This is a genomic window from Roseovarius sp. MBR-6, from assembly GCF_040547525.1.
GTDB lineage: Bacteria > Pseudomonadota > Alphaproteobacteria > Rhodobacterales > Rhodobacteraceae > Roseovarius.
Map to the genome: position 1 here is coordinate 1 of NZ_JBEPPW010000013.1, position 25,580 is coordinate 25,580.

Genomic DNA, 25,580 nt, shown 5'->3' on the forward strand with positions numbered 1-25,580 from the left:
CTTGCTCATCTTCGCTCCATGAAGGCTACGATGAGCCGGAAACCCTCCGTTCCGCAATATGCCTAAACTGTCCCATGGGTGCTGACGTCAGACAGGAAAAAACTACGATGAAAATCCACTGCATATATGCCGCAGCTAAGAACGCTGTCCTGAGGATCGACAGAAACGCCAATCGTGCGGAATCGCGAATTTTGTCTTTCATCGTTTCTCTTTCAGGCATCATTTATAGCCCGGTTACCGGTTTCAATTTAATTTCCAAGAACATTATCCTCACCCCACCACCACCAGAAACTCCGCCTCGGCCGTCCTCAAACTTGCCTTTGGGTTTTCCTCCAGCCAAGCGATGATCCTGCCGATATCCTGATCGCCCAGCCGGGGCGGTGTCAATCCGGGGTCGTCGTCGTCGCTCATGCCCGCAAGGCCGCGCTGGCCAAGGGCGTCGACCTCGCCACAGGCGAACAGGTTCACCAGTTCCTCCTCGGCCTCGATCAGCATCAGGCGGAACAGGCCCGGGTCGCCCTGAACGATCAGCGAGTCGGTGCGGTCGCGCGGCAGGACCAGACGGCCCTTGCCGTCAGTGCCGGCCTCGACCAGCGTGTCGGGGTGGATCGCGCTGGGGGCCAGCGTCTCGATCAGATCGGGGCTGCCATGGACAAGCTGGATCACGGCGACATGGCGGCCCGCCTGGGCGGTGATGGACAGGCCGATTTGTTCGCCCGGGTGCAGTTTCATCATCGGGGGGGTTTGCGGCGGGCCATAGCCGATGCCGCGCCGCCCGGCCCCCCGTTGCAGGGTTATGCCCAACCCCTCCGTCACAAGGGCGCGGTTCAGCATCTGCACCAGCCGTCTGGCGCCGGCCTGGGCATAGACGCCGGCCCCGTGCTTGCGCAATTCGGCGCGGAACAGGACCGGGTCGCGCAGATCGAACAGCGAGGCGTCCAGCTGGTTCAGGTGCAGCTTGTAGCCCTTGATGATGGCGCTGGCCTCGGACGGTTTCAACTGCGCCGACCCGTTGCGCCGCTGCGTGATGCCTGCGGCAGAGCGCAGTTCCAGCATCTTTGCCACCGCGACATTCGACAGATCCTTTTGCGGGATCGTGCCGCCCAGCACTTCCCAGATCATGTTCAGTTGCCAGTCGAAATCGGCCATGCCTGTCGGGTCGGGGTCATGTTGCGTCGGGGTGGTCATCTGCGCCTCCTGTCGGTTTGGGGCAATTATGGCATGGCGTGGGGGGCATCGGCTTTCGTTTCCTTGCGCTGGCTTGCGCGGGGCATGGGGGATCAGCCGCGATAGCATTGAAAGGCGGCCCAGTGATGCGGCGCGCCGTAACGCGGATCGGTGCGCATCTGGTCTTGCGCCAGCGCCAGCGCCTCTGGCGGGGGCAGGCCGCGCGCAAGGGCGGCATGGGTGGCCACGGAAAGCGCCTGCGTGGCCAGATCATCCACCGGCCAGAGCGCCGCGATCACATGGCGCGCGCCAAGGGCGATCAGGTGGCTGGCAAAGCTGTCCATGCCCGACAGCCCGACGCTGTCACAGCCCGCCAGAAACACAAGATCGGTCGCGCCAAGGTCAAGCGACCGGTTGAAGATCTGGCGCAGCGCAATGGCCTCGCCGCCCGCGCCGATCAGTTCGGACGCCCCAAGGTCGTGTTCGACCATGCGGAAATGTGCGCCGATATGAAGGATGCGGGGGCGGTCGGCCAGAAGAGCCATCAGGCTGGCCCGGTTGAATTCGGCCAGCGGCCCGGGGTCTTGCGCATGCAGGGCCGCAATTTCCTGCGCCTCGGTGGCCGGGGCGGACAGGGCCTGATCGCGCGCGCCAAGCGCGAAAGCCACCCGAAGTGCGGTGCCCGGGCTGCGGTCTGAGGCCTCGGCCGGGGCGGGGCGGGTGCCCGCCCGGATCGTGACCGCGCGCCCGGCCCCCAGCGGCAGACCGTTGACGGGAAGCGCCGCGAAGGGCAGGGCCGCAACTGGGCCGAATGGGGCGATCTCGATCCCCGGGGCAGCCGCGATCCGGGTGGCTACAGGATCAAGCAGCACCGCCCCAAGGGCCGCGCGGCTTTCGGGCGCATCGCGTTTCTGCCGCATGGCCCGGTGCAGCCTTTGCGCGTGATCAGCGAGAACCGACAGCGGCATGGCCACGGCCGTTGCGGTGCACGCCGCACCTGTAAAGACCAGCCGCATCAACCGCCCGCCGTCCAGAAGGAAGCCAAGCCGCAAATCCGCCCGCGCCTGTCCGGGCGACACCGTGGCGGTTGCGATTTGGCCAAGCTCCTGCGCGCTGACGAAGGCGGCGAAGGCGTCCGCTGCCGCCTGTCCGGCGCGCGCGGCCGCCTGCATGCTGCGGGCGGTATCGGCGGCGCTGGCCAGCTCGGCCGATGGGGCCCAGTTGGCAAAGGCCCCTTTCGGCACCGCGCACCCATGAAGAAGCGATTGATGCAGGGCCGACAGATCCTCGGCGGCCCGCAGGTAGTTGGCGCTGACCAGAGCCCGTTGCAGCGCATCGAACACGCCGAGGATCGACTGGCGCTTTTGGTTCCCCACGCCGCGCCGTTGCGGCAGGGTTTCCACCATCGTATCCAGCGCACGCAGGAACAAGGTGGCCATGAGCGTGGCGGCCCCGACCCTGCCCTGCACGAACAGCGCCTGTGCCAGCGCCCCGCACAGCGCCCAGTCGTGTTCAGTGCTTTCGGGATGGCCCAAAAGCTGCAACCCGAGGTTCGCAAGCTCCGGCGCGACCCGGCCCGCCGCAAACTGCACCTGCAGGCGCACCAGCGTGTCGGGCACCTGTTCCGCGCGCAGATCGGTTGGCGACGGTTGCGCGGGCAGGGCGCTCAGCGCCCGGTCAAGATCGCCCAGTTGCAGCCAGGACAGCGCCGCGAACCGGCGGATGGCGGGCAGCATCGCCGGGCGCGTGGCCTGTGCCAGCCGTTCCACCTCGGGCAAGCCGCTGGCGAAAGCCCCGGCATCCCCGGAAAAAAGCGCCGGATAGAGGCGCGCGGCAGCCATGTCAAAGGCGATGTCGTCCGAGGGCGCAAACCGGTCGGCGATACGCCCGGCCTCGGCCAGAAGGCGGGCACCACGGCGGTCATCGCCCAGCTCATAAGCCGACTGGACGGCATTGGTAAGCACGGCAAACCGATGCGGGTGAGGGTCTTGCTGGCGCACGTAATGCTCACCCGCTTCGGCAAAGGCATCGCGGGCAGCATCCAGCGCGCCGCTGGCATCCAGGAGCATGCCGCGCAGGTTCAGCCAGCGCACCCGCTCGTCATCGCTGGCGGGGGGCAGGTCTTGCCGTGGCGGGTCTTGCATATCGGGCGGCCGGGATTGGGCCAGCAGCGACCGGGCAAGGCCCAGCATCCGCATGTCAATCGCCATCGAGCACAGATAGCGCCGCAATTCGCGCAGATCGTGATCGAGGCGGTCGGGCGCATCAATGGCCCCCGCCGTGTGCCGGCGCAGTCTGTCGTGCCACTCATGCACGCGCGCGGGCGTGAGTTCGCCGCGATTCCGCGCGCCCGCCATCTGGACAAGCAGGTCGTGGTGCAGCTCTGCCGCGAAAAGGGGCACGGTTTCCGTCACGGCGAAAGGCTCCGAAAGGGGGCGCAAGGGGCGGGGTCTGATCATCGGCGACACTGGAGCAAAGGAGATCGTCATGCCCCCAAGCCCCTGGAGTCGCCCCGCCACGATGCCCGAGCACTGCCGCGAAATCGAGGAAAAATCGCTGTTCGGGCAACTGAGCGATCATATTGCCAGCCTGTCGCACGATATCGTGATCACGCCCCCGCAGGTTGAACGGCTGCGCGCCACCACCCTGCCGATGGTCGACGGGCTGATCCTGCTGGAAGCCCTGATTGAAACGCCGGACGGCCCGGCGCTGGCAAGCTATCTTTGGCAGGATGCCAGGCTTGTCATCCTTGATCGGCATATCGAATTTCTGAGCCACCCGATGCAGGCCAGAATCATCGGGCGGGGCATGCCCCCCCTTGATGACCGGATCGACTTTGCGCGGGTGTTCTGTGCGACGCTGGCGACCGAAAGCTGGATCTTCTGGCCCTGCAACTCTGCGGCCGACCTTGGCTGCCTTTACAAACTTGGCGACGACCAGCGTCAGGCAGTCGAGCAGATCGACTTTGCAGTGCGCCCCGTTGACGGTGCATCCGACGGGCCTTTTGAAATCACGCTGGCCTACGGGCCGCAGTTGTTCCGGTCGATCCTGCAATTGTTGCCAACCGGCCGTTTCGAGATGATCGAGGATACCCCGATCTGCGACCTGCCGATGCCGCACCTGTTGCGCGGGCCGAACGGCTGGCTTTACCGGGCGGAGGGGCTGGGCGATGGTTGAGGCACGGCAGACAACCGGGCTGGATCTGGGCTGGGCCAGGCCGCTGCAAGATGTCGCGCCGGTCGGATTCGGTATGGACCACCGCCCGCAGCCCGATCAAAGCGTCGTGATGGGCCCCGAGGATCATGCTCTGACCTTTGCGCCCACCGGTGCCGGCAAGGGCACGACATCGATCATCCCGTTGCTGCTGAGCCATGAAGGCCCCGCCATCGTCTTTGACCCCAAGGGCGAGGCCGCCCATGTCACGGCAGACTGGCGGCGCGACCGCGGGCACCGGGTTTTCGTGATTGACCCGATGTCGGTGACGGGCCTGCCAACGGCCCGGTTCAACCCGTTTGACCTGATCGACCTGCAACGCGCCGATGCCCTTGACGAGGCGCGCGCGCTGGCCGATTGCCTGCTGATGGATCGCGGCGATCCCCGCAACGCCTTCTGGCTCAATCAGGCGCGGCAAGTTCTGAGTGCGGCCATCCTGCAAGCCGCCGCCAACGCAGGTGATACCGGGCGGGCCAGCGTTGCGGAACTGGTGGCGCTTTGTGATCGGCTGGCACCGGGGCAAGACACCTGGCTGCGCACCTCTGCCCTGCCAGAGGCGGCACAGGTTGCCGGGTTGATCGACCTTGGCGCGCCCGAGACGCTGGGCGGTCTGCTGCATTTCGTGATGGAGGCGGTCGACATCCTGCGCAGCAGGCCGGTGCAGGCGGCCCTTGGCCCCTCAAGCTTTGCGCTGGCCGATCTGGTCGAGGGGCGGCCGATGACCATCTACTTCGTGCTGCCGCCGCATATGTTGCGTAGCCACGGGCGCCTTGTGCGCCTCTGGTTTGGTGCGGCAATCCAGGCCATGACGCGGCGGGCAAGGGCACCGTCGCGCCCCACCTTGTTCGTGATCGACGAGGCGGCACAGCTTGGCAGGCTTGAGGCGCTGGTGACGCTGATGACCTTGATGCGCGGCTACGGGGTCCAATGCGCCAGCTTCTGGCAGGACCCGGCGCAGATGATCGCAACCTATCCCGACGATTGGCAAAGCCTGCGCAACAACGCCCGGCTGATCACCGCCTTCGGCCAGACCGGGCCCGCTGCAATGCGCGATCTGGAACGGTTTCTGGGACTGCGCGACGGCGATCTTGATCCCCTGGCCGGGCAGCGCCTGTGCCAGGCCGCCGGCGTCCTGATGCGCGCCCAGACCCGGGATTACCGCAGCGACCCCATCTTCAGGGCCCGCGCCAGACCGAACCCGTTCCACGCCGCGGGCGCAGGCCCGATCGAACGACCCGCGCCGAAACCCGCACCCTTGCCGCCCGCCCGGCCCCGCCGCAAACCTCATGCGGACGTGACGCCAGACCCCGAGGCGCTGAAACTGGACGAAGCCCTGCGCCGCCTTTTCGGGCCGGTGATCGAAACAGGCCCCGGGCCGGACGAACAGGTGCCGCTCTGAGCGGAATTCGAATGCGCCAGAAAGGCAGCGCAAGCGAGCGAAAGTGCCGGGCACGCGTCTTGGGGCAAAACAGTCACACGGAGCTCCGGCCTCTACCGGCCAAAGCCATCCTGATCCGGCAACCCCCGTTGCGGCCAATCGCGAAAGGAACGTCGCCTTGGGGCGGTTGCGCAATTGGCCCGCGTCTGGCCGGGACTGACTTGGAACTGACGTCAACGCTCGCTCAACAAAGGAACCCTCAAATGACCAGCCCTTCCTTCACCCCTGCGGTAAACCTGATGCCCGCCAAGATCATCTACGGCCTGATGGGCGCGGGATTCTTCATTCCTGTTCTGCCAACCCTTGCCGGTGTGATCTATGCCTATGTGGCACGGGGCACCGACGCAATCGCGGACAGCCATTTCAACTTTCAGATTCGAACCTTCTGGGTGGGTCTGGTCCTGAGCGTGATCTGCATTGTGGCCTCTGCGACCGTCGTCGGGATCATGATCGCTATCCCCGTGGGCCTACTTGCCCTGGTTTGGGTGCTGGTGCGGCTCATCTCCGGAATTATCCTCGCGTTGCGCGATGAGCCGATCACCAGCGTCGGTGCCATGGGCTTTGTGGCGCGCTGAGCAAGGACCGGCGCGAACCTGCCGGGCGCGGGAGAGTGTCAGGCCGGGATTGACGGCCTGCAATCTCCCGCGCGTTGCACAATGCGGGCGTTTGAACGAAACCGGGAGTATGGTCGACGACCCGGACCCGCCGCAGCCCTGACCTCCGGTTGTAACAAAAAGGTGATCCCTTGCCCCGCGCCCTCATTCTTGCCGATCTTCACTGGGACCACTGGCGCGCGGCGGGGATGGACCCTTTCGCCGGGGTGCCTGGCGATTTCTGGGCGGCGCTCGATCTGGTGATCCTTGCCGGTGATATCACCAACAAGGCCTCTGTCCGCTGGCCCCGGGTCTTTGACTGGTTCGCCCAAAAGCTGGAGCCGACCCGGCTGCATGTCTTTCCCGGCAACCACGACCCTTACAACGAAAAGATCGACCGCGAGGACAAGCTGATCGCGCTTTGTGCTGCGGCCGGTGTCCACTATGCCCAACGCGAGACGGTGATCTGTGGCGGGCACCGCCTGCTGTGTTGCACGCTCTGGACCGATATGAGGCTGGGCGGGGATTATCATGTCAACACGGCGCGGGCCGAGAACGTGATGAACGACTACAGGCTTGTCCGCGTGGCGCGCGGCGGGTTCCGCAAGCTGACACCGGCGGATACGGTGGCCTTGCATCGCGCGGATCTGGCATGGCTTGAAGCGGCGCTGGCCACGCCCTTTGCCGGGGAAACCATCGTCGTTACCCATCACGCCCCGATCCCCCCGTCGCCCGCGCAGGACATGGATGCCGCCTATGGCTCGGACCTGACGGCGACCATGTCCCGCCACAAGCCCAAGGCCTGGCTCTTTGGCCACACCCACCGCGAACAAACCGCCCGGATCGGCAGGACCGATGTGCGCAACGTCTCGCTCGGATACCCCAGCGAATGGGCCGGAAGAACCGATCAGATCGCCGGGCATCTGGCCGCGCTTGTCCTCGACCTGTGATGAGGCGAGGCGCGCTCTGAGGGAACTCCACGCGCTTGGACTTTCGCGACAGGGCCACAGATCGGGCAAGCGCAGTGATCCTGTCTGCAAGGGGAGCGTGAGTCTGTTCTTGGCTGGGTTAGAATAGGTGCAGCGTCGTGACATGTCTTGGGCCGGCGTTGAACGTTACAGATTGCGCAACTGGCCCAGGGCCGCGACCAAAGGCATTGCGCGCAGACCGTCACCTGCCGGAACCTCCCGTTCACCGGCATAGACCAGGATCTTCCGGTCCGCTTTGATGTCATCAACCGCCAGGTGGAAACCACGCGACACCTTGGGCGCAGTGGTGCGCTTGATCTCGATTGCCCAGATCTCGTCTCCAGGGATCCGCAGGACAAGGTCAAGCTCGGCCCCCGCCGCTGTCCGGTAGAAGTAGGGCTCGGTCCCCGTGGGCGCGGCGGCGATCAAGGTTTCGATGCAGAACCCTTCCCAGCTCCCTCCGACCACCGGGTGCCCCAGCAGACTTTCCGTTGAGCCGAGGCCAAGCAAGGCATGGACGAGGCCGCTGTCCCTAACAAAAACCTTTGGCGACTTGACGAGGCGCTTGCCCGCATTCTCGTGCCAGGGCTGCAGGCGCCGCACCAACATGAGATCGACGAGCAGGTCGAGGTAACGTCCCACCGTCTGGCCCGAGACGCCCAGACCTTCAGCCAGGGCACTCGCATTCAGCAGGCCGCCCTGTGCGTGCGCCAGCATCGTCCAGAAGCGGCGCAGCGTGGCCGCCGGGATGCGCGGCCCGAGGGCCGGGATATCGCGTTCGAGGTAAGTGCGCAGAAAATCTTCTCGCCAGGCTAGGCTGTCGCGGTCGCTGTCCGCCTGAAAGCTGTCCGGAAAACCGCCTCTCAGCCACAGGTCGTTCAACCTGTCCTCGCCGACCTCATCCAGCAGGAGAGGCGGCATCTCGATATAGCGAACACGTCCGGCAAGGGACTCGGCCGATTGATGCAGCAGCACATTCGATGCCGACCCCAGCAACAGGAACTGCCCCGTGCGGGCACCCTTGCGCCGCCGCATGTCGATCTGCCCACGGAGGTTCTTGAACAGGTCCGGCATCTGCTGAACCTCATCCAGGATAACGAGCTTGCCGACTTGCTCATCCAGATAAAGATCGGGCTCTGTCAGGACTTGCCGATCGGCGTCGCGTTCCAGATCGAGGTACACAGATGGGCGTTGTTCGGCTATCTCAAGGGCAAGTGTGGTCTTGCCAACCTGCCGGGGCCCCAAGAGGACAACAGCCGCTTGAGCGTCGAGCGCGGATTGCACGGTCTGTGTGGTCTGGCGTTGGTACATACCTTGCAATTACTCCATACCATGGAGGATTTGCAAGGTTATTGTGCTCAATCGAGTAACCCCAGTCTCTCGGCCCGCTCCGGCAGCATCCTTGCCGACGAGGTCCATGCAAGCGAAACCGACCCCGTGAGAATGGCAGCCTGATGTAAAACCCTGATCCACCTTAACCGGGATGCATTCTGGTCGAAAAAGCAGGACCACCTCTTACCACAGGGCCGCAGGACCCCCAAGTCTTGCCCGCTCCCTGCGTCAAAGCCGCGCAAGCACGCGCGCCCAGGAGCGGATGCCCTTGTGAAAGCTCGTCAGGCTGTATTTCTCGTTGGGGCTGTGAATACGGTCGTCCGACAGGGCGAAACCGGCCATGACGACATCCATGCCCAGCTTTTCCTTGATCATCGTGGTGACCGGGATCGAGCCGCCGCCGCCGACAAAGGCCGCGTCCTTGCCCCATTCGTCGCTCATGGCCTGCTGCGTCTGCTGGAAGGCGGGCGCGCCGACGTCGAAGGAGGCCGCGCGACCCGAGCCGAAATCGGAGAACTCGACCCGGCAATCGGCGGGCACGCGGGCCTTGACGAAGTCGCGGAACGCGGCGCGGATCTTGTGCGGATCCTGCTCGAACACAAGGCGGAAGCTGATCTTGGCCGAGGCGACGGCGGGAATGACGGTCTTGAACCCGTCGCCGGTATAGCCGCCATGCATCCCGTTGACCTCGCAGGTCGGGCGCGACCAGGTCTGTTCCAGAACGCTGCGGCCCTTTTCCCCTGCCGGGATCGCAAGGCCGACCTCGCCCAGAAATTCCTTTTCGGAAAACCCGAGCTTGTCCCAGCTTTTGCGCAACGCGTCGGGCAGTTCGGGCACGCCCTCGTAGAAGCCGGGGATCGTGATGCGGCCCTCGTCATCGCGCAGGTCGGCGAGGATGCGGGCAAGGATGTGGTTGGGATTGGCCGCCGCCGAGCCGTAGAAGCCCGAATGCAGGTCGCGGTCGGCGGCGTGGATGAAGATCTCCTCGGCGCAGAGGCCGCGCAGGCTGGTGGTAATGGCGGGCGTTTGCTTGTCCCACATGTTGGTGTCGCAGATCATCGCCACATCGGCCTGAAGCTCGTCCTTCGCGGCCTCGAGGAAGCCGGGCAGGTTCACGCCACCGGATTCCTCCTCGCCCTCGAGCAGGATGGTGATCGGGATGGGCAGGCTGCCGGTCACGGCCTGCCAGGCGCGGCACGCCTCGACAAAGGTCATGAGCTGCCCCTTGTCGTCCGAGGCCCCGCGTCCGCGGATTTCCTTGCTGCCATCGGGCAGGGTGGCGATGACCGGCTCGAACGGGTCACCCTCCCACAACTCCAGTGGATCGGCCGGTTGGACGTCGTAATGCCCGTAGAACAGGACCTTGGTGCCCTCTGCCGCGTGGTTCTTGGCCAGAACAATCGGGTGGCCCGGCGTCTCGCGCACCTCCGAGACGAAGCCCATCGAGGCGAGATCGTCGGAATGCCATTCGGCGCAGGCGCGGGTTTCCCCGGCATAGGCGGGATCGGTCGAGATGGATTTGAGCCGCACCGTCTGGAACAGCCGGTCGAGCGCATTGTCGAAATCGGCGTCGATATGGGCAAGGACTTTATCAAGATCGGACATGGCAGCACCTGTTCAGTTGAATTTCGATCGACCGGATGGTCGAGGCAGAAAACCGGCGCACGGGGATGCGCGCGCCGGGCAATCAGAACGGCCAGATGACCGGCACGAGAAACACCGAGATGATGAAAAACCAGATCATCATCGGCAGGCCGAGTTTCCAGTAATCACCAAACTTGTAGGCGCCCGGCTCCATCACCATCAGGTTCGTGGGGGTGGCAACCGGCGTTATGAAGGCCGCCGCACAGGCGATGCCCACGCACATCAGCACGGGTTGCACCGATATGCCCATCTGTTGCGCCGTCACCACCGAAATCGGGATGACGATCAGCGATGTGGCGGTGTTCGAGATCACTTGGCTCATCACGGCGGAAAACACGAACAGACCGGCCAGAAGGGCGTAGGGCCCCGCGTCGCCGACCACGTTGACCAGTTTCTCGGCCAACATGTTGGCCGCGCCGGTCTGCTGCATGGCGATGGAGAGCGGCGTGAGCGCGCCCACGAGGATGACGGTTGTCCAGTTGATCGCCTTGTAAACCCCGTCGACGGTCAACACCCCGGAAATCAGCACGATACCGGCGGCGATGAGGCCCGCGACGGCAGGCGGCACAAGCCCCGTTGCCAGCAGAAAAACCATGATGGCAAGTGCGGCGAGAACGGTTTTCGCACCCGCACCCATCGGCACCGCCTGACGGCGCACCAGATCGGGAGAGTTGACAACCAACACCTCGGCAGGGTTCAAACGGCGGTCAAGCGCGCTCCAGGTGCCTTGCAGCAGCATGGTATCGCCAGCCCCCAGCGGTTCGTTCGGCGGCAGGTCGGCCCCGCCACGCTGGATCGCCAGCACGATCAGGTCGCCGCTCTCGGTGACCATGCCGGGGAAGAAGCGTTGCCCGATCAGCGGCGAACGGGGCGGCACAAGCACTTCGGCAAGACCCGAGTCGCGGTTGAAAAGCTGGTCGCGCACGCCGCCCTCGGGCACGTCCTCGCGCAGGGCGAGGTCGTTCTCGGTCGCAAAGGCCGCGATGGATTCAGCGGAGCCCTTGAACACAAGAATATTGCCCGCCTCTACCGTGTTCGTCCGGATCGGTTGGCCGCCCGCGTCCTTGAGTGTCACGAAGCTGAGGCTGCCGTTTGTCGCTTGCCCCACATCATTGCGCGCGGTGCCCACAAGCGGCGAGCTTTCCCGCACCCGAAGCTGGTGAACCTCGCTTTCAAGGCGGAACTGTTCGACCAGCGTCATGGCGTGGCGGCTGAGATCGGGGGGCAATGTCTCGCTGGTGCGGTGCGGCAGCAGCTTTTCGCCAAAGAACACGACAATCGCGATACCGCCAATCGCCAGCGGAATGCCCGCCAGCGCAAACTCGAAATAACTGAAGCCGCGCTCTCCGGCATCGGCCGCCGCCTCGACGATCAGCACGTTGACCGGGCTACCCGTGAGCATCATCTTGGAGCCGGCATGCGCCCCGAAGACCAGCGGCATGAGCAGTTGCGACGGCGATTGCCCCAGCCGGATCGCCATCACGATCACCACGGGCAGAAGCGCGGCCACGGCCCCGTTGACGCTGATCAGGCCGGACAGAAGGCCGACAAAGCCCATCATCAGCATGATCAGCCGTGGCCGGCTTGTGCCCGCCTGCTTGATGAGGATCTGCCCCGCCCAGGCGGTCACGCCGGACACTTCAAGCCCGGCAGAGACCACGAACAGCGAGGCGATGAAAATCACCGCCGGGTCGCCAAAACCCGAAAGCGATTGATTTATCGTGAGGATCCCCGTCGCCCACAAGGCAAGCGCCGCGCCCACGCAGACGGCGATTACGGGAAGGCGATCCCAGATGAACAGGACGACAAGCGCCCCGATGATCGCAAAAACGATCCAGATGTCACTCATCTTTGGTCCCCAAGCCGCTCAGTCGGGCGCGGTCAATGAAATATGCAATTTTTGAAATAGACCGAATAAACGGTCTGATTCGTGGCTTAGAATAGTTGCTTGGAGACGCCAGTAAAGCACGAAATGTTGCCCTAACGTAAGCTCAAAAAGAGCGTCACTTTGTTCTTGAAAGCAACGGTTTCTGGTGTAAACCGGAAATGTAATGTTTGCATGGTTTGCGTGCGGAGACTGCTTCGCGTTTAAATTTTTTTCACTTGAAGCAATCCGGCTTTGCGTGAAGCGCTGATGTGCTCTTCGTTGTATGGTCAAGGCTCTATTTCCGGTAAATGCAACTACCGGGCAAGGTAATCTAACACGCCGATATTTTTCTGGAACGTAACGAGGGAAGGAATTGATCATGGCGGAAGCTCAAGGCATGTCCGGGTTTCTCGGGACGATCGAACGGTTCGGTAACAAGGTTCCGCATCCCGCGATCATCTTTTTCTGGCTCATCGGGCTTGTGATTTTTTTCTCGGCGATCTTCGGCGCTTTGGGAACATCCGTCACATACGAAGGCTATGACTACGCAACCAGCGATATCGTCGAGCAGACAACGACGGTGCGCAGCCTGCTGTCGCCTGACGGCATCCGCTTCATGCTCACGACGCCGGTGGCGAATTTTCTCGGTTTCGCCGGGGTGGGTGTCATTCTCGTCGCCATGATCGGCGTTGGCCTGGCCGAGGAATCCGGCCTCATCGCCACCATGGTGCGCAAGATCGTCGCGGTAGCGCCTGCGCGGCTGTTCACATTCATCATCGTGATGGTCGGCGTGATGTCGTCGATTGCGGCAGACGCGGGCTATCTGGTGCTCGTGCCGCTGGGGGCCGCGGCCTTTCACAGCATGGGTCGGCACCCGCTGGCGGGGCTCGCGGCGGCCTTCGCCGGGGTGGCTGCGGTCTTTCTGGTCAACGTCTTCGTTACGCCCACCGATGCGCTTCTGGTGGCTGTCACCAATGACGCCATTCAAACGGTCAATCCCAACGCGCGGATCTCGGATGTGGGCAACCTCTTCTTCATGATTGGCTCGTCCATTTTCATGGGGATCGTGGTCACGGTTCTGACCGAGCGGTTTGTCGAGCCGCGCCTCGGGCCCTACACCGGGGGCGTGCCGGTCGAGGGCGGGGTCGAGCTTTCCGCGATAGAATCGCGCGGGCTGAAATTCGCCGGCCGCGCCGCGCTCGGCTTTATCGTGGTAATTGCGCTGCTGACCGCGCCGCCGCTGCCGTTCAGCATCCTGCGAAATCAGGAGACCGGCGGGATCATGGCCGGATCGCCCTTCATGAGCGGCCTGATCGTGCTGATCAGCCTCTTTTTCCTCGTGGTCGGCTATGCCTATGGTCGTGGGGCCGGGACCATCGCCAGCGTGACCGCAGGTATCGGTCTTGTGGTCAAGACCTGGGGCAATCTCGCAGGGATGATCTTTCTGCTGTTCGTCATCGCGAATTTCATCGCCTTCTTCAACTTCACCAACCTTGCCACCATCATCGCGGTCAATCTGGCCGATCTGCTGAGCACGGCACCGCTCGGGGCGCATGCCTATATCGTCCTCTTCGTCGTGGTCGTGGCGATCATCGACATAATCCTGACTGGCGCGCTGGCGAAATGGGCGATCCTCGCGCCGGTCTTCATCCCGCTCTTCATGCGTCTTGGTGGTGATCCGGATCTTGTGCTTGCCACCTATCGTGTGGGCGACAGCCCGATGAACGTGATCACCCCGCTCAACGTCTATCTGGCGGTCATGGTCGGATTTGCACAGAAATACCAGAAAGACGCGGGCATGGGCACGATCATCGCGTTGATGCTGCCCTATACGGTGGTGCTCCTGGTGATCTGGACGCTGTTCCTGCTGGCATGGTATTCGTTCGGCATTCCGCTCGGCCCCTCCTGAACAGGGCGCGGCCATACGTTTTCTGATAACGCTGACCGAGACCACCCCTGAGACTGATCGGAGTGATGTTCGCATGTTACCGCTGCAAGAGACGCGTCGAGGTCGATACCTTGCGCCGGTTCGGTTGATGCTCGCCACGGCGGTGCTGATGGCGGTTACCGCCTGCCTGCCCGAGGAAGAGCAGACAGAGGCCGAGGTTTCGCCCCGCCCGGTGCGCACCGTGACGATCACGGAGCGCAGCTTTGGCGATACGGTAACGCTCGCGGGGGTGATCGAAAGCCAGGTGCAGGCCGATCTGGGCTTTCGCATCGGCGGGCGGGTCGAGGAGCGGCTGGTCGGTGTTGGCGATCATGTGGAGGCCGGACAGCTTGTCGCAAAGCTGGACCCGTCCGACGAGGAAAACGGATTGCGTGCGGCAGAGGCCAGCATGATTGCCGCCGAAGGTCAGGAAAACGAGGCACGGATCAATTTCGACCGCCAGCGCCAGCTTTATGACCGGGGCTTTGCCGCGCGTGCGGCCTTCGACCGCGCTGAGACGACGCTGACCAACGCCACCGCCCAGCTTGATGCCGCGCGGGCGCAGTATCTCATCGCCAAACGTCGGTTGAACGATACCCACCTGCTGGCCGACGCGCCGGGCGTTGTCACCGCCATCGGTGCCGAGCCGGGCGAGGTGGTGCAGCCGGGCCGCATGATCGTGCAGGTGGCGCGGGATGGTGGCATCGACGCCGTGTTCGACGTGCCCGCCGCCGTGCTGGAATCCTCGCCCGCCGATCCCGAGGTAACGGTGGCGCTGTCGCAATCCCCGACGGTGCGCGCGCAAGGCCGCGTGCGCGAGGTGTCCCCGCGCGCCGATGCGATGACCGGCACCTTTCGGGTGCGTGTCGGGCTGATCGACCCGCCCGCCGAGTTGCGGCTCGGCTCGACGGTGACGGGCACGGCGATATTCGGTGACGTGACCATGATCGAGGTGCCCGCCTCGGCCCTGACGCGCAGCGAAACCGGGCCGGCGGTCTGGGTGGTTGACCCCGCAACCCAGACGGTCAGCCTGCGCGATATCGTGGTCGGTCGCTTCCTGCCTGCCTCTGTTTCGGTGCTCGACGGGCTTGCGCCCGGTGATCTGGTGGTGACCGCCGGGGTTCAGGCCCTGCTGCCCGGTCAGGCCGTGCGGTTGCCGCAATGATCGGCCCGAACCTGTCGGAATGGGCGCTGAAGAACCGGCAACTGACCGTCTACATGATGATCGTGGCGGTGATCGCGGGTGCTTTTGCCTTCTTCAATCTCGGGCGCGACGAAGACCCGCCCTTCACCATCAAGACGATGCTGGTCACGGCGGTCTGGCCGGGCGCCACGATCGAGGAAACCCAGTCCCAGCTTACCGACCGGCTGGAGCGGCGGCTGGAGGAGACGACGGGCCTCGACTCGCTGCGGTCGATCACGCGGCCCGGTCTGACCACGGTCTTTGTCGATCTGACCAATGATTTCCCGCCCGACCGCGTGCCCGAGGTCTGGCAGGAGGTGCGCAACGGCATCGGCGATATTCGCCACACCCTGCCCGAAGGGGCGTTGGGGCCGTTCTTCAACGATGAATTCGGCGATGTGTTCGGCATCATCTATGCCTTTACCGCGGACGGGTTCAGCGAGCGCGACTTGCGCGACCATGTCGATAGTGTCCGCACGGGCCTCTTGCGGCAGGTGGACGGCATCAAGAAGATCGAATGGATCGGGGTGCAGGACGAGCGGATCATGCTTGAATTCCTGCCCGACCGCGTGGCCGCCATGGGGCTGGACTATAGCCAGATCTTCGGCGCGATTGCGGCGCAGAACGTGGTGCGTCCAGCCGGTGTGGTGACAACCGGCGAGGAAAACGTCGCCATCCGCGTTTCCGGCTCTTTCGAGACCGAGGCCGATCTGCTTGAGGTGTCGCTGGTTGCGAACGGGCGGATGCTCCGGCTGGGCGATATCGCCACTGTGCGGCGCACATTGGTCGATCCGCCACAGCCGATGCTGAGGGTCAACGGCAAGCCTGCCATCGCGCTGGCCATTTCGATGGCCGAAGGCGGCGACATCCTCGAGCTTGGCGCGCAGGTCACGCGGGCGATGGAGCGGATCGTCGTTGATCTGCCGCTCGGGATCGACGCGATCATGGTCTCCAATCAGGCAGAGGTCGTCGATCAGGCAATCGGAGAGTTCACCACATCGCTGGTTCAGGCCGTTTTGATCATCCTTGCGGTCAGCTTCGTGTCGCTGGGGGCGCGTCCCGGTGCCGTGGTGGCCATTGCGATTCCGCTGACGCTGGCCATCGTGTTCGTCGTCATGCAGGCGTTTTCCATCGACCTGCACCGCATCTCGCTTGGGGCGCTGATCATCGCGCTCGGGCTTCTGGTGGATGACGCGATGACTACCATAGACGCCATGCTGCGCCGCCTTGCGGCCGGCGATACGATCGAGAAGGCCGCGACATTCGCTTATGGCACCCTTGCCGCGCCGATGATGATCGGCACGCTTATCACGATTGCAGGGTTCGTGCCGGTGGGCTTTGCCCAGAGTTCGGCGGGCGAATACACGATCTCTCTGTTCTACGTGGTGGGGATCGCGCTGATTGCGTCGTGGTTCGTGGCGGTGCTCTTCGCGCCGTTGATCGGGGCCATTCTGCTCAAACCCCCCGCCGGATCGCAGGAAGAGGCCAAGCCCGGTGCCATCATGCGCACCTACGTGACCGTGGTGGGCGTGGCGATCCGTGCGCGATGGGTCACGCTGGCGATCACGGCGGCGCTGCTTGCCACGGCCTTTGTCGGTCTCGGCCGGGTGGATCGGCAGTTCTTTCCGGCCTCCGACCGGGGTGAGTTGATCGTCGATTTGCAACTGCCGCGCTCCAGCTCCATTTTTGCCAGCGAGGCAGCGGCAAAGCAGATCGAGGCCTTTATCGAGGCGACGGGCGACGCCGAGAGCATCACCTCCTATGTCGGGCGCAACGTCATCCGCTTCTATCTGCCGCTCGACATCCAGCCGCCCAGTGACAACCAGGCCCAGATCGTTGTCATGAGCAAGGACCTGGAGGCGCGCGCGCGGCTTGAAGTGTCGCTGAAGGTCTGGCTGACCGAAACCTTCCCCGAGGCGATCAGCCGGATCAGCCCGCTTGAGCTTGGCCCCCCCGTGGGCTGGCCGATCCAGTATCGGGTCAGCGGCCCCGACCTTGAGGCGGTGCGCGTCCGCGCGATGGAACTGGCCGGTGTGATCGCGGCAGACCCGGACACGCGTGATGTGCATTTCGACTGGATCGAGCCGGCCCGCCAGATCCGCATCGAGGTCGATCAGGACCGGGTGCGGCGGCTTGGCATGACCAGCGCGCAGGTGGCCTCGGTGCTCAACACGGCGGTGACGGGAACGCCCGTGTCGCAGTTGCGCGACGATATCTATCTCATTCCGATCGTGGCGCGCGCCGACGAGAGGGACCGCGTGTCGATCGACCGGCTGGCCACGTTGCAGGTGCCAGCCCCCGGCGGGCGCACGGTCGCCCTGGGACAGTTCGCCATCTTCTCCTATGATCAGGAACAGCCGCTCTTGTGGCGACGTGACCGCCTGCCCACGCTGACCGTTCTGGCCGATACCGCACCCGGCGTGTCGCCCGAAGCGGTGGTCGAGCGGCTGGGGGGCGAGATAGCGGCCTTCGATGCGCAACTCGCGCCGGGCTACGAGGTGATTGTTGCAGGCACGGTTGCCGAAAGCGCCGAAAGCCAGGCCTCGGTCTTTGCCGTGATCCCGGTCATGATCTTCTTGATGGTCACGCTCTTGATGATCCAGTTGCGCGATTTCCGCGACATGGGGTTGGTGATGATCCTGTTGCCATTGGGCTTGATCGGCGTCGTGGCGGCGCTCTTGCTCTTTGGGCGTCCACTCGGGTTTGTTGCCATATTGGGAATTCTGGCGCTGAATGGCATGATCGCCAAGAACGCGGTCATCCTGCTGACCCAGATCTCGGAAGAGCGGGCGCAGGGCACCCCGGTGCGCGAAGCGGTGGTCCGGGCCGCGTCCAACCGGTTCCGGCCGCTGCTTCTGACCGCGCTGTCGACGGTGCTGGGCCTGATGCCGATTGCACCGACCCTGTTCTGGGGGCCGATGGCCTTTGCCACCATGGGCGGCCTGCTGGTGGCAACGCTTCTGACGCTCGTCTTCCTGCCGACGGTCTACACCATGCTGCACCGCGACGCCGTGGCCGGGCGCGCGCCCGACGATGCCTGAGCTTGGCCCCGGTCCGGTCTACGACACCGGGGAGGAGCCCGGCATCGCCTGGACCGGGGTCAGCGACAAGCGCAGCTATTACCGGCTTTTCGCGGGCTATGTGCTGGCGCTGGTGGCGACCGGCGCTGCCACGGTCGCGCTGGCGCTGCTGGCGTTTGATCTCGCGGGGGACTATTCGGGGGCGGTGATCGGCACCGCGCTGTCGCTCAAGATGCTTGCCTATGTCCTTGCGGCCCCGGTCGTCACCGTGCTGCTGGAGCAGTTGCCGCGCAAGGCGGTGCTGATTGCGCTCGACCTGATCCGCGCGGCCTGTCTGCTGCTTCTGGTGCTGATCACCGAAATCTGGCATATCTACGCGCTGGTGTTCGTCTTTGCGCTGGCCTCGGGCACGTTCTCCTTCGTTTACATGGCCGTCGTGCCCTATCTCTTGGGCACCGAGGAGGATTATACCCGCTCGCTGTCGCGGTCCCGGATCGCCGCCGAACTGGAAGGACCGCTCAGCCCGCTCGTGGCGGCGGGGCTCTTGCTGGTGCTGGCCCCCAAGGCCGCCCTTGCGGTGACGGCGGCGGCCTTCCTCCTGTCGGCCCTTTTGATCAGGGCGGCCCATCTGCCGCCGCCCACCCCGCGTGACAACACGCACGAACGGGTGTTGCGCCGTGTGACACGCGGCCCGGCGCTTTTCTTCGCGGTGCCGCTCTTCCGCGCGGTGGTGGCGCTTGATCTGGCGGTCGCGTTTGCGGCGGCCATGGTGCAGGTGAACACGGTCGTTCTGGTTCAGGGAGATTTCGGGCTGGCGCGTGACGGCAGCGCGCTCGCCTTCGGTGCCTTCGGGCTTGGTGCCGTGTTGGCGGCGGTGGTGCTGCCCTTGCTGCACAAGCGCTACCGCGACCGCTCGATCATGCTGGCGGGGCTGGTGATCCTTTGTGTCGGGCTTGCCGCAGGGACCCTGCAATCAAGCCTTCCGGGGCTTCTTGTTCTCTGGGCGTTTCTGGGGGTCGGGGTATCGCTGGCCCTCACTCCGGCGATCTTCCTGATCCGCAGGCTGGCGCGCCCATCCGACCTTCTGGGGCTGATCGCGGCGCAGATGTCGATCGCAAGCGGCTGCCTGTTGGTGGCTTATTCTTTGGCGGGCTGGCTTGGTGCCGAGTTGGGCATGGGAGCGACATTCGCGATCCTTGCAGTGCTGTGCGCGGCGGCCACGCTCGCGTTCATCCGCCTCTGGCCCAGTCAATTGGCGCGCGAATGAGCGCGACATGCCTTTCCGGAGTTTCTGCACGAGAAACCCGTTATTCAAGTTCGAATTTGATTACGGTGATGAGATGGTGCGCCATAAAACAGCTTGGCACCCGCCCGAACCAAGGAGAAGACCATGACCAAAGATCGTCGCGTCGTCGATATCGCGCTGCAGGGGGGCGGCTCGCACGGGGCCTTTACTTGGGGCGTGCTTGACCGCCTGCTTGAGGAGGACAGTATCGAGATCGAGGGCATCTCGGGGACAAGTGCGGGGGCGATGAACGCGGTGGCGCTGGCGCAGGGGCTGGCGCAGGGCAGCCGCGAGGCCGCGCGCGAATGCCTCGACACCTACTGGACCACGGTCAGCGATGCGGCGCGCTTCAGCCCGATCCGCCGCAGCCTGTGGGACCGGATGGCGGGGCGCTGGTCGCTGGACGCCTCGCCCAGCTATGTGCTGTCGCAATATTTCACGCGGACCTTTTCGCCCTATCAATACAACCTCTTCGACATCAATCCGCTGAAGGATATCGTGTCGCGCTGCTTTGATTTCGACGCCATCAACGGCGCGGAGTGGCCGCGCCTGTTTCTTGGGGCCACAAATGTGCGCACGGGCCGCCCCAAGATCTTCCGCCAGCCGGAGATTACGGCGGATGCGGTCATGGCCTCGGCCTGCCTGCCGTTCATGTTCAAGGCCGTGGAGATCGACGGAGAGGCCTATTGGGATGGCGGCTACATGGGCAACCCGCCGCTGTTCCCGCTGATCGACGAAACCGGGGCGCGCGACATCATCCTTGTCCAGATCAACCCGTTCCACCGCGACACGGTGCCGACCACCGCCGCCGAAATCGAGAACCGCCTGAACGAGATCACCTTCAACGGCAGCCTGATCAAGGAGCTTCGCTCGGCCGCCTACCTGTGGGAATTGATCCATGCCGAGGGGCTTGACCGCGCGGCCTATCGCGATGCCCGCCTGCACATGATCGGTGCCGAAGAGGAGATGCAGACGCTTTCCGCCTCCAGCAAGCTGAACGCGGAACGCGCGTTCCTGCTGCATCTCAAGGAAATCGGCCGCAAGACCGCTGATGCGTGGCTGGCGGTCAATCTCGACAAGATCGGGTTTGAGAAGACATGGCGGCCCGATTTCCTGTTCGAGGAAAGCCTTGCCCCGGCGCATCTCAAGGAGGGGCAGCGCGCCGAGGGCCGGTCCTTCGTCAAGCCCTGAGCGGCATCATACCCTAGGCCGGGTTGCTGCGCCCGGTGAGGAGCGGGGGTGCTGGACAGGCGATCCGCTCTGCGTTCGGCCAAAAGGATTGGCCCCCATGACGGGGGCCAACCGGTGACATGACGGTTTCTTGCCCGCTCAGGACGGCAGGTCTGCCCGGTTGCCCAGCACCACGGCCAGGTCGGTGGGCTGGCCCGCGCGCAGGATCGAAAGGCGCAGCTCGGTTCCGGGGCGCGCGAGCGACACCAGACGCACCAGATCGCGCGGGCTGTCCACGGCGCTACCTGCGACTTGCGTCACCACATCGCCGCGCTTGAGGCCGGCCTTGGCGGCGGGGGTATCCTCGGACACGTCGGTGATCAGGGCGCCGCCGGGGCTCTCCATGCCGATGGCGGCGGCCATGTCGTCGGTCACCGGCGCGATCGACACGCCCAGCCAGCCGCGCGCGACCTGCCCGTCATCGGCGAGATCGGCGATCACCTCTTTCGCGGTCCGCGACGGCACGGCAAACCCGATCCCCACCGAGCCGCCGGTGGGCGAGATGATCGCGGTGTTGATCCCGACCACATGGCCTTCGGCGTCAAAGAGCGGTCCGCCCGAATTGCCCCGGTTGATCGCGGCATCGGTCTGGATGAAATCATCAAGCAGCACGGAGTTGATGTCGCGCCCCAGTGCCGAGACGATCCCCGAAGTCACGGTGCTGCCAAGGCCGAACGGATTGCCGATGGCGATCACCTCTTCGCCGACGCGCAGCGACGCGCTGTCGCCCCAGCCGACATGCGGCAGATCGACCTCGGATGTCACGCGGATCAGCGCGAGATCGGTGGTCGGGTCCGTGCCGACGATTTCGGCCTCAAGGCTGGTGCCATCGGCCAGTTTGACCGTCACCTTGTCGGCCCCCTCGACGACATGGGCATTGGTCACGATATCGCCCTCGGGCGAGATGATGAAGCCCGCGCCCACGCCCGACTGTTCCCGCTTCTGCCCATCGGGCATTCCGGGCATGTCGGGCATCGGGATCCCGAAGCGCCGAGCGAATTCCTCGGCGAAGGATTGCGGCATCTCTCCGGCAGCCCCGGCATCGCTCTGGTCGTGGGTCTTGGTCACCTCGACATAGACCACGGCGGGCGCGACACGCTCGACCAGATCGGCATAGCCGCCCGTCCTTGCGGTCGCGGCAAAAGCGGGCGAGACGCTTGCCGTGTCAAGCGCGGCGACCGACACGGCCCCCAGAGCGGCCGACATGAACAGCGCGGGCCAGAGGCGGTGTTTTGATTTTTCCTGCATGATCTCTCTCCTCGGAAAACCGGGTCCCGGCGTGCTGCCGGGAGCCTTGGCGTCAAGATCGGGTGCGATGATGGCAGGCAACTTGCGGCAAGATTACAAATGCGCAATGTTTCAAAGGCGCGTCTCCGGAGACCGCGAAGAAAGTGACAGCCGATCATGAAACTGCTCGTCGTGGAAGATGACCGCACCACCGCCGACTACATCCTCGGTGGGCTGCGTCAGGAGGGGCATGTCGTGGATCACATCGAGAATGGCCGCGAGGCGCTCACGCAGGCGATGGATGCGGTCTATGACGTGCTCGTGGTGGACCGGATGCTGCCCGGTCTCGACGGGCTGTCGCTGGTCCGGGCGCTGCGGGGGGCGCGGGTCACGACGCCGGTGATCTTCCTGACCACGCTTGGCGGCGTCGATGACCGCATCGAGGGTCTGAATGCCGGGGCGGATGACTACCTGATCAAGCCCTTCGCCTTCGGAGAGCTTTCGGCGCGCATCCACGCGCTGGCGCGGCGCCCGCAGATCCGGGCCGAGGAAACCGTGCTCTCGGCGGGCGATCTGAGCGTCGATCTGATCCGCCGCAGGGTCACGCGCGCGGGCACCGAAATCGACCTTTTGCCGCGCGAATTTGCCCTGCTCGAACATCTGCTGCGCCGCAAGGGCCGCGTGCAGACCCGCACCATGCTGCTCGAGGCGGTCTGGGATATCGGCTTTGATCCGCAGACCAATGTCGTGGAGACCCATATCAGCCGATTGCGCGCCAAGGTGGACAAGCCGTTCGGGCGCGATCTCATCCGCACGGTGCGCGGTGCGGGCTACATGATCGATGGCTGAGACGCGCCGCATCTCGGGCCTGCTGCATCTGCTGCGTTCCTCGCCGGTGCGGCTGGCGGTCGGCCTCGTGATCCTCTTCGCGCTGGTGAACCTGCTCAGCCTCGGGCTTGCCTGGCTCAAGATCCGCGGCAATGTCGAGGCCCAGATCGCCGCCAATCTCGACCAGCAGATCGCCGGGTTCCGCGTCACCCGCGACCCCCGCACGCTGGCCACACTGGTGGAGGCGGAGGCGGCCGCCGTCGATCCAGCGAACCGGATCCTTGTCTTCGTGTCTCCGGGCGGCGTGTCCTATGGCAATGCCATAGCCGAGATACGCGGCCGCGAAATCAGCCTCTCGCAGCGCGAGGAGGGGCGCGCGCTGTCGAAAGTCGGCTACGAATATCGCACCCGCGCGATGGCGCAAGGCTTGCTCGTCGTGGCCGAAAGCCGCCGCGCGCTCCGCGAGACCGAGGAGATTTTCGTCGCGGTGCTGATCTTCAGCATCCTGCCCACGGTGCTGATCTCTCTGGGGGTGGGCACATGGATCGCCATTGCCTCGGCGCGCCGGGTGGGCCGGATCGAGAGCGCCCTGCGCCTGCTCGAGGAGGGAAATTTCGCCGCGCGCGTGGCCGAGCAGGGCCGCCGGGATGACCTTGCCCGGATCGGGGCCGGGATCGACCGGATGGCGCAGGCACAGGAGGCGGCCATCTCTGCCTTGCGGCAGGTTTCGGCGGATATCGCGCACGACCTCAAGACGCCGATCCAGCGCATCTCGGTGATCCTTGCCGATCTCGGGGAGCGCCTTGCAGACGGCTCGACGGAGGCGGAGATGGCCGCGCGCGCCGCCGCCGAGGCCGAGCGCGCGGCGGCCGTGTTCCAGTCGCTCCTGCTCATCGCGCAGCTCGAGGGAGGCGGCGGAAAATCGCAATTTCGCGAGGTCGATCTGGCCGAGGTGCTGCGGACCATGACCGAGATCTACGCCCCGAGTGCCGAAGACAGCGGTCATATCCTCGTTCTCGAGGACCTGCCCGACAGGCCGGTGAGGGTGCACGGGGATCGGGGCCTGATCGGCCAGCTTGTTGCCAATCTCATTGAGAACGGGCTCCGGCACACGCCGCCCGGCTCGCGCATCACACTGGCGCTCGAAGGCACACCGCGCGAGGCGCTCGTCACCGTCAGCGACACCGGACCCGGCATCCCCGAGGCAGAGCGCGCACCCGTGTTCCGGCGTCTCTACCGGCTGGAAGGGTCACGCACGACACCGGGCAACGGCCTTGGCCTTTCGCTGGTTCAGGCCATCGCCGATCTGCATGGCGCGCACCTCAGTCTTGGCGACAATCATCCCGGCCTGCGCGTGGCCATCCGCTTTGTGATCGCGCGCCCCTAATTCCCGCCGCTCGTTGCGTTGCGCAGGATCCGGATCGGCGAGACCGTGAGGATCTGGTCAAGCAGCGGCGTGTTGTCATCGTCGAAGCGGCCCGCCGTGTTGAGCCCCGCGCCGATCAGTTGAACCACTTCCGGGGAGCCTGCGAACTTGGAATGGGTCCCAGAGGTGGAATCATTGATCGCGGACAGGTCAATGATCGTCAGTCCGAATTCCTCGAGTTCTTCCAGCGGCGTCGCCCCCAGGCGCGGCACACCCCCGGCGAGGCGGGCCGAGACGCGCAGCGCCTGGTCGCGTTCCGATATCAACACGAAGAGTGAGCTGCGCGTTTCGGGAGACAACTGGTCGAGATGAGTCCGGAAAAGATCTATATCGATATCCGGGGCGGCCAGCATGACGGTATCGAGCCTGCCACGACCGCGCGCGCCGATGCGTTCGCGCTCGACCAGTCCCTCCATGACAAGAAGGCTGCCCATCGAGTGCGCAAAGACATCGACATTATGCGCCTGAGTCTGCAAAAGGATATCCCCGATCTGCGGCAGCATCTCGCGCGCGATGAGCGCGCTGTTGAGGTCGTAGACATAGCGCAGCGTGCGCGCCGCCGAGGCCCAGGTCAGCAAAACAGGCACGCCCTTGAAACCGCTATCCTCGACGAATTGCCCGAGCCGCAGCAGCGCATCGGTGGGCGTGTTGTTGAAACCATGGACGAAAAGAAGAAGCGTGCGGTCCTCTGGGGGCCGCGTGGCAAGTTCCCTGTCGATGGCGGCGATGAAAGCCCGGTCGCTCTCGTATCGGACAGGGGTCACGACCGTGAAATGCCGGGTGGGATCGGGCGGCAGTTGCCTTGGCCTTTCAAGCTGCGCAAGCTGATGCATGGGAGGAATGGTAACCTCCACCGATCCAAGGCCAAGCGCGCGCGCGCGGTCGGACGTCAAAAAGACACCGGGCGCGTCCGATGGGGTGCGCGTTGTCGTGATGAAGATACGGTGCCGGGTGATGCCCTCAACCGCCTCTGCGGGCATGTCCGGGTTTTCAATCCCGATCAGCTCGGGAGGGCGCGTGCAGGCCGCAAGGCCCATTGCGGCCGCCAGCAGGGTTATGCTCAACAACCGCTGGGGTGTTCGGAAAATGCGCATTGGGCCTATCGTCTTTCGGGAATACCCGACTCGTAACAGGATCCCCCTGCCCCGACAAGCTGTGCCGGGTTGCGCCACTGCAATACCGCCGCCGCGCGATTTGGGCTTGGATTGTGCCGCGCAACCATGGAATGAAGG

General features: G+C 64.7%; 18 protein-coding genes. 11 read left to right on the plus strand and 7 right to left on the minus strand.

Going from position 1 to position 25,580, the window contains the following annotated elements; genetic code table 11:
* Positions 1-270: 270 nt before the first annotated feature.
* Entirely contained in the window at positions 271-1,188 is a 918-nt protein-coding gene (locus tag ABIE57_RS14715) for a hypothetical protein (RefSeq protein ID WP_354539791.1), read from the minus strand.
* 92 nt (positions 1,189-1,280) lie between these two features.
* Positions 1,281-3,626: a CHAT domain-containing protein gene (locus ABIE57_RS14720; RefSeq protein ID WP_354539792.1), complete on the minus strand. Its 2,346-nt coding sequence runs from the start codon at positions 3,624-3,626 to the stop codon at positions 1,281-1,283.
* Positions 3,627-3,654: 28 nt separating this feature from the next.
* Between ABIE57_RS14720 and ABIE57_RS14725 the strand changes: the two genes are divergently transcribed.
* The 4 genes from ABIE57_RS14725 (at position 3,655) to ABIE57_RS14740 (ending at position 7,361) form a co-directional block, all read left to right on the plus strand.
* Entirely contained in the window at positions 3,655-4,344 is a 690-nt protein-coding gene (locus ABIE57_RS14725; protein ID WP_354539793.1) for a hypothetical protein, read from the plus strand.
* Positions 4,337-5,779: a type IV secretory system conjugative DNA transfer family protein gene (locus tag ABIE57_RS14730; RefSeq protein WP_354539794.1), complete on the plus strand. Its 1,443-nt coding sequence runs from the start codon at positions 4,337-4,339 to the stop codon at positions 5,777-5,779. Before ABIE57_RS14725 ends, ABIE57_RS14730 begins: the two co-directional genes overlap by 8 nt.
* A gap of 242 nt (positions 5,780-6,021) precedes the next feature.
* Positions 6,022-6,393: a DUF4870 family protein gene (locus ABIE57_RS14735; protein WP_354539795.1), complete on the plus strand. Its 372-nt coding sequence runs from the start codon at positions 6,022-6,024 to the stop codon at positions 6,391-6,393.
* A 170-nt stretch (positions 6,394-6,563) separates the two neighbouring features.
* Positions 6,564-7,361 carry a metallophosphoesterase gene (locus ABIE57_RS14740; RefSeq protein WP_354539796.1) on the plus strand — a complete coding sequence of 266 codons (798 nt, stop codon included), beginning with the start codon at positions 6,564-6,566 and terminating at the stop codon, positions 7,359-7,361.
* 165 nt (positions 7,362-7,526) lie between these two features.
* Here the strand turns inward: ABIE57_RS14740 and ABIE57_RS14745 are convergent, their stop codons facing one another.
* The 3 genes from ABIE57_RS14745 to ABIE57_RS14755 all read right to left on the minus strand — a co-directional run bounded on the left by ABIE57_RS14745 (position 7,527) and on the right by ABIE57_RS14755 (position 12,204).
* Complete coding sequence (locus ABIE57_RS14745; RefSeq protein ID WP_354539797.1) at positions 7,527-8,690, minus strand: ATP-binding protein; 1,164 nt, start codon at positions 8,688-8,690, stop codon at positions 7,527-7,529.
* Positions 8,691-8,939: 249 nt separating this feature from the next.
* The gene (locus ABIE57_RS14750; RefSeq protein ID WP_354539798.1) at positions 8,940-10,316 is read right to left on the minus strand and encodes a M20/M25/M40 family metallo-hydrolase; all 1,377 of its coding nucleotides are present in this window, start codon (positions 10,314-10,316) and stop codon (positions 8,940-8,942) included.
* 82 nt (positions 10,317-10,398) lie between these two features.
* Positions 10,399-12,204: an SLC13 family permease gene (locus ABIE57_RS14755; protein WP_354539799.1), complete on the minus strand. Its 1,806-nt coding sequence runs from the start codon at positions 12,202-12,204 to the stop codon at positions 10,399-10,401.
* 397 nt (positions 12,205-12,601) lie between these two features.
* On the opposite strand from ABIE57_RS14755, the gene ABIE57_RS14760 reads away from it, so the two are divergent.
* The 5 genes from ABIE57_RS14760 (at position 12,602) to ABIE57_RS14780 (ending at position 20,828) form a co-directional block, all read left to right on the plus strand.
* Positions 12,602-14,131 (plus strand): AbgT family transporter, encoded by a 1,530-nt coding sequence (locus tag ABIE57_RS14760; protein WP_354539800.1) that lies wholly within the window; start codon positions 12,602-12,604, stop codon positions 14,129-14,131.
* 73 nt (positions 14,132-14,204) lie between these two features.
* On the plus strand, positions 14,205-15,314 hold the full coding sequence (locus tag ABIE57_RS14765; protein ID WP_354539801.1) for an efflux RND transporter periplasmic adaptor subunit: 1,110 nt from the start codon (positions 14,205-14,207) through the stop codon (positions 15,312-15,314).
* Complete coding sequence (locus tag ABIE57_RS14770) at positions 15,311-18,373, plus strand: efflux RND transporter permease subunit (RefSeq protein ID WP_354539802.1); 3,063 nt, start codon at positions 15,311-15,313, stop codon at positions 18,371-18,373. The genes ABIE57_RS14765 and ABIE57_RS14770 overlap by 4 nt, the downstream gene beginning before the upstream one ends.
* Positions 18,366-19,619 (plus strand): MFS transporter, encoded by a 1,254-nt coding sequence (locus tag ABIE57_RS14775; protein ID WP_354539803.1) that lies wholly within the window; start codon positions 18,366-18,368, stop codon positions 19,617-19,619. Before ABIE57_RS14770 ends, ABIE57_RS14775 begins: the two co-directional genes overlap by 8 nt.
* A gap of 123 nt (positions 19,620-19,742) precedes the next feature.
* Positions 19,743-20,828: a patatin-like phospholipase family protein gene (locus tag ABIE57_RS14780; protein WP_354539804.1), complete on the plus strand. Its 1,086-nt coding sequence runs from the start codon at positions 19,743-19,745 to the stop codon at positions 20,826-20,828.
* A gap of 138 nt (positions 20,829-20,966) precedes the next feature.
* Here ABIE57_RS14780 and ABIE57_RS14785 read toward each other — a convergent pair whose 3' ends face one another.
* Positions 20,967-22,115, minus strand: a complete 1,149-nt coding sequence (locus tag ABIE57_RS14785; RefSeq protein ID WP_354539805.1) for a Do family serine endopeptidase — start codon at positions 22,113-22,115, stop codon at positions 20,967-20,969.
* 156 nt (positions 22,116-22,271) lie between these two features.
* On the opposite strand from ABIE57_RS14785, the gene ABIE57_RS14790 reads away from it, so the two are divergent.
* Positions 22,272-22,943, plus strand: a complete 672-nt coding sequence (locus ABIE57_RS14790) for a winged helix-turn-helix domain-containing protein (protein WP_354539806.1) — start codon at positions 22,272-22,274, stop codon at positions 22,941-22,943.
* Positions 22,936-24,309: a sensor histidine kinase gene (locus ABIE57_RS14795; RefSeq protein WP_354539807.1), complete on the plus strand. Its 1,374-nt coding sequence runs from the start codon at positions 22,936-22,938 to the stop codon at positions 24,307-24,309. The genes ABIE57_RS14790 and ABIE57_RS14795 overlap by 8 nt, the downstream gene beginning before the upstream one ends.
* Here the strand turns inward: ABIE57_RS14795 and ABIE57_RS14800 are convergent.
* On the minus strand, positions 24,306-25,412 hold the full coding sequence (locus ABIE57_RS14800; RefSeq protein ID WP_354539808.1) for an alpha/beta hydrolase: 1,107 nt from the start codon (positions 25,410-25,412) through the stop codon (positions 24,306-24,308). The genes ABIE57_RS14795 and ABIE57_RS14800 overlap by 4 nt on opposite strands.
* Between the last annotated feature and the right edge of the window lie 168 nt (positions 25,413-25,580).

What these genes read in the sequence shown, in the direction of transcription:
- ABIE57_RS14715 (WP_354539791.1), bottom strand. Translation starts at nt 1,188, where the DNA reads ATGACCACCCCGACGCAACATGACCCCGACCCGACAGGCATGGCCGAT.
- ABIE57_RS14720 (WP_354539792.1), bottom strand. Translation starts at nt 3,626, where the DNA reads ATGATCAGACCCCGCCCCTTGCGCCCCCTTTCGGAGCCTTTCGCCGTG.
- ABIE57_RS14725 (WP_354539793.1), top strand. Translation starts at nt 3,655, where the DNA reads ATGCCCCCAAGCCCCTGGAGTCGCCCCGCCACGATGCCCGAGCACTGC.
- ABIE57_RS14730 (WP_354539794.1), top strand. Translation starts at nt 4,337, where the DNA reads ATGGTTGAGGCACGGCAGACAACCGGGCTGGATCTGGGCTGGGCCAGG.
- ABIE57_RS14735 (WP_354539795.1), top strand. Translation starts at nt 6,022, where the DNA reads ATGACCAGCCCTTCCTTCACCCCTGCGGTAAACCTGATGCCCGCCAAG.
- ABIE57_RS14745 (WP_354539797.1), bottom strand. Translation starts at nt 8,690, where the DNA reads ATGTACCAACGCCAGACCACACAGACCGTGCAATCCGCGCTCGACGCT.
- ABIE57_RS14750 (WP_354539798.1), bottom strand. Translation starts at nt 10,316, where the DNA reads ATGTCCGATCTTGATAAAGTCCTTGCCCATATCGACGCCGATTTCGAC.
- ABIE57_RS14755 (WP_354539799.1), bottom strand. Translation starts at nt 12,204, where the DNA reads ATGAGTGACATCTGGATCGTTTTTGCGATCATCGGGGCGCTTGTCGTC.
- ABIE57_RS14760 (WP_354539800.1), top strand. Translation starts at nt 12,602, where the DNA reads ATGGCGGAAGCTCAAGGCATGTCCGGGTTTCTCGGGACGATCGAACGG.
- ABIE57_RS14765 (WP_354539801.1), top strand. Translation starts at nt 14,205, where the DNA reads ATGTTACCGCTGCAAGAGACGCGTCGAGGTCGATACCTTGCGCCGGTT.
- ABIE57_RS14770 (WP_354539802.1), top strand. Translation starts at nt 15,311, where the DNA reads ATGATCGGCCCGAACCTGTCGGAATGGGCGCTGAAGAACCGGCAACTG.
- ABIE57_RS14775 (WP_354539803.1), top strand. Translation starts at nt 18,366, where the DNA reads ATGCCTGAGCTTGGCCCCGGTCCGGTCTACGACACCGGGGAGGAGCCC.
- ABIE57_RS14780 (WP_354539804.1), top strand. Translation starts at nt 19,743, where the DNA reads ATGACCAAAGATCGTCGCGTCGTCGATATCGCGCTGCAGGGGGGCGGC.
- ABIE57_RS14785 (WP_354539805.1), bottom strand. Translation starts at nt 22,115, where the DNA reads ATGCAGGAAAAATCAAAACACCGCCTCTGGCCCGCGCTGTTCATGTCG.
- ABIE57_RS14790 (WP_354539806.1), top strand. Translation starts at nt 22,272, where the DNA reads ATGAAACTGCTCGTCGTGGAAGATGACCGCACCACCGCCGACTACATC.
- ABIE57_RS14795 (WP_354539807.1), top strand. Translation starts at nt 22,936, where the DNA reads ATGGCTGAGACGCGCCGCATCTCGGGCCTGCTGCATCTGCTGCGTTCC.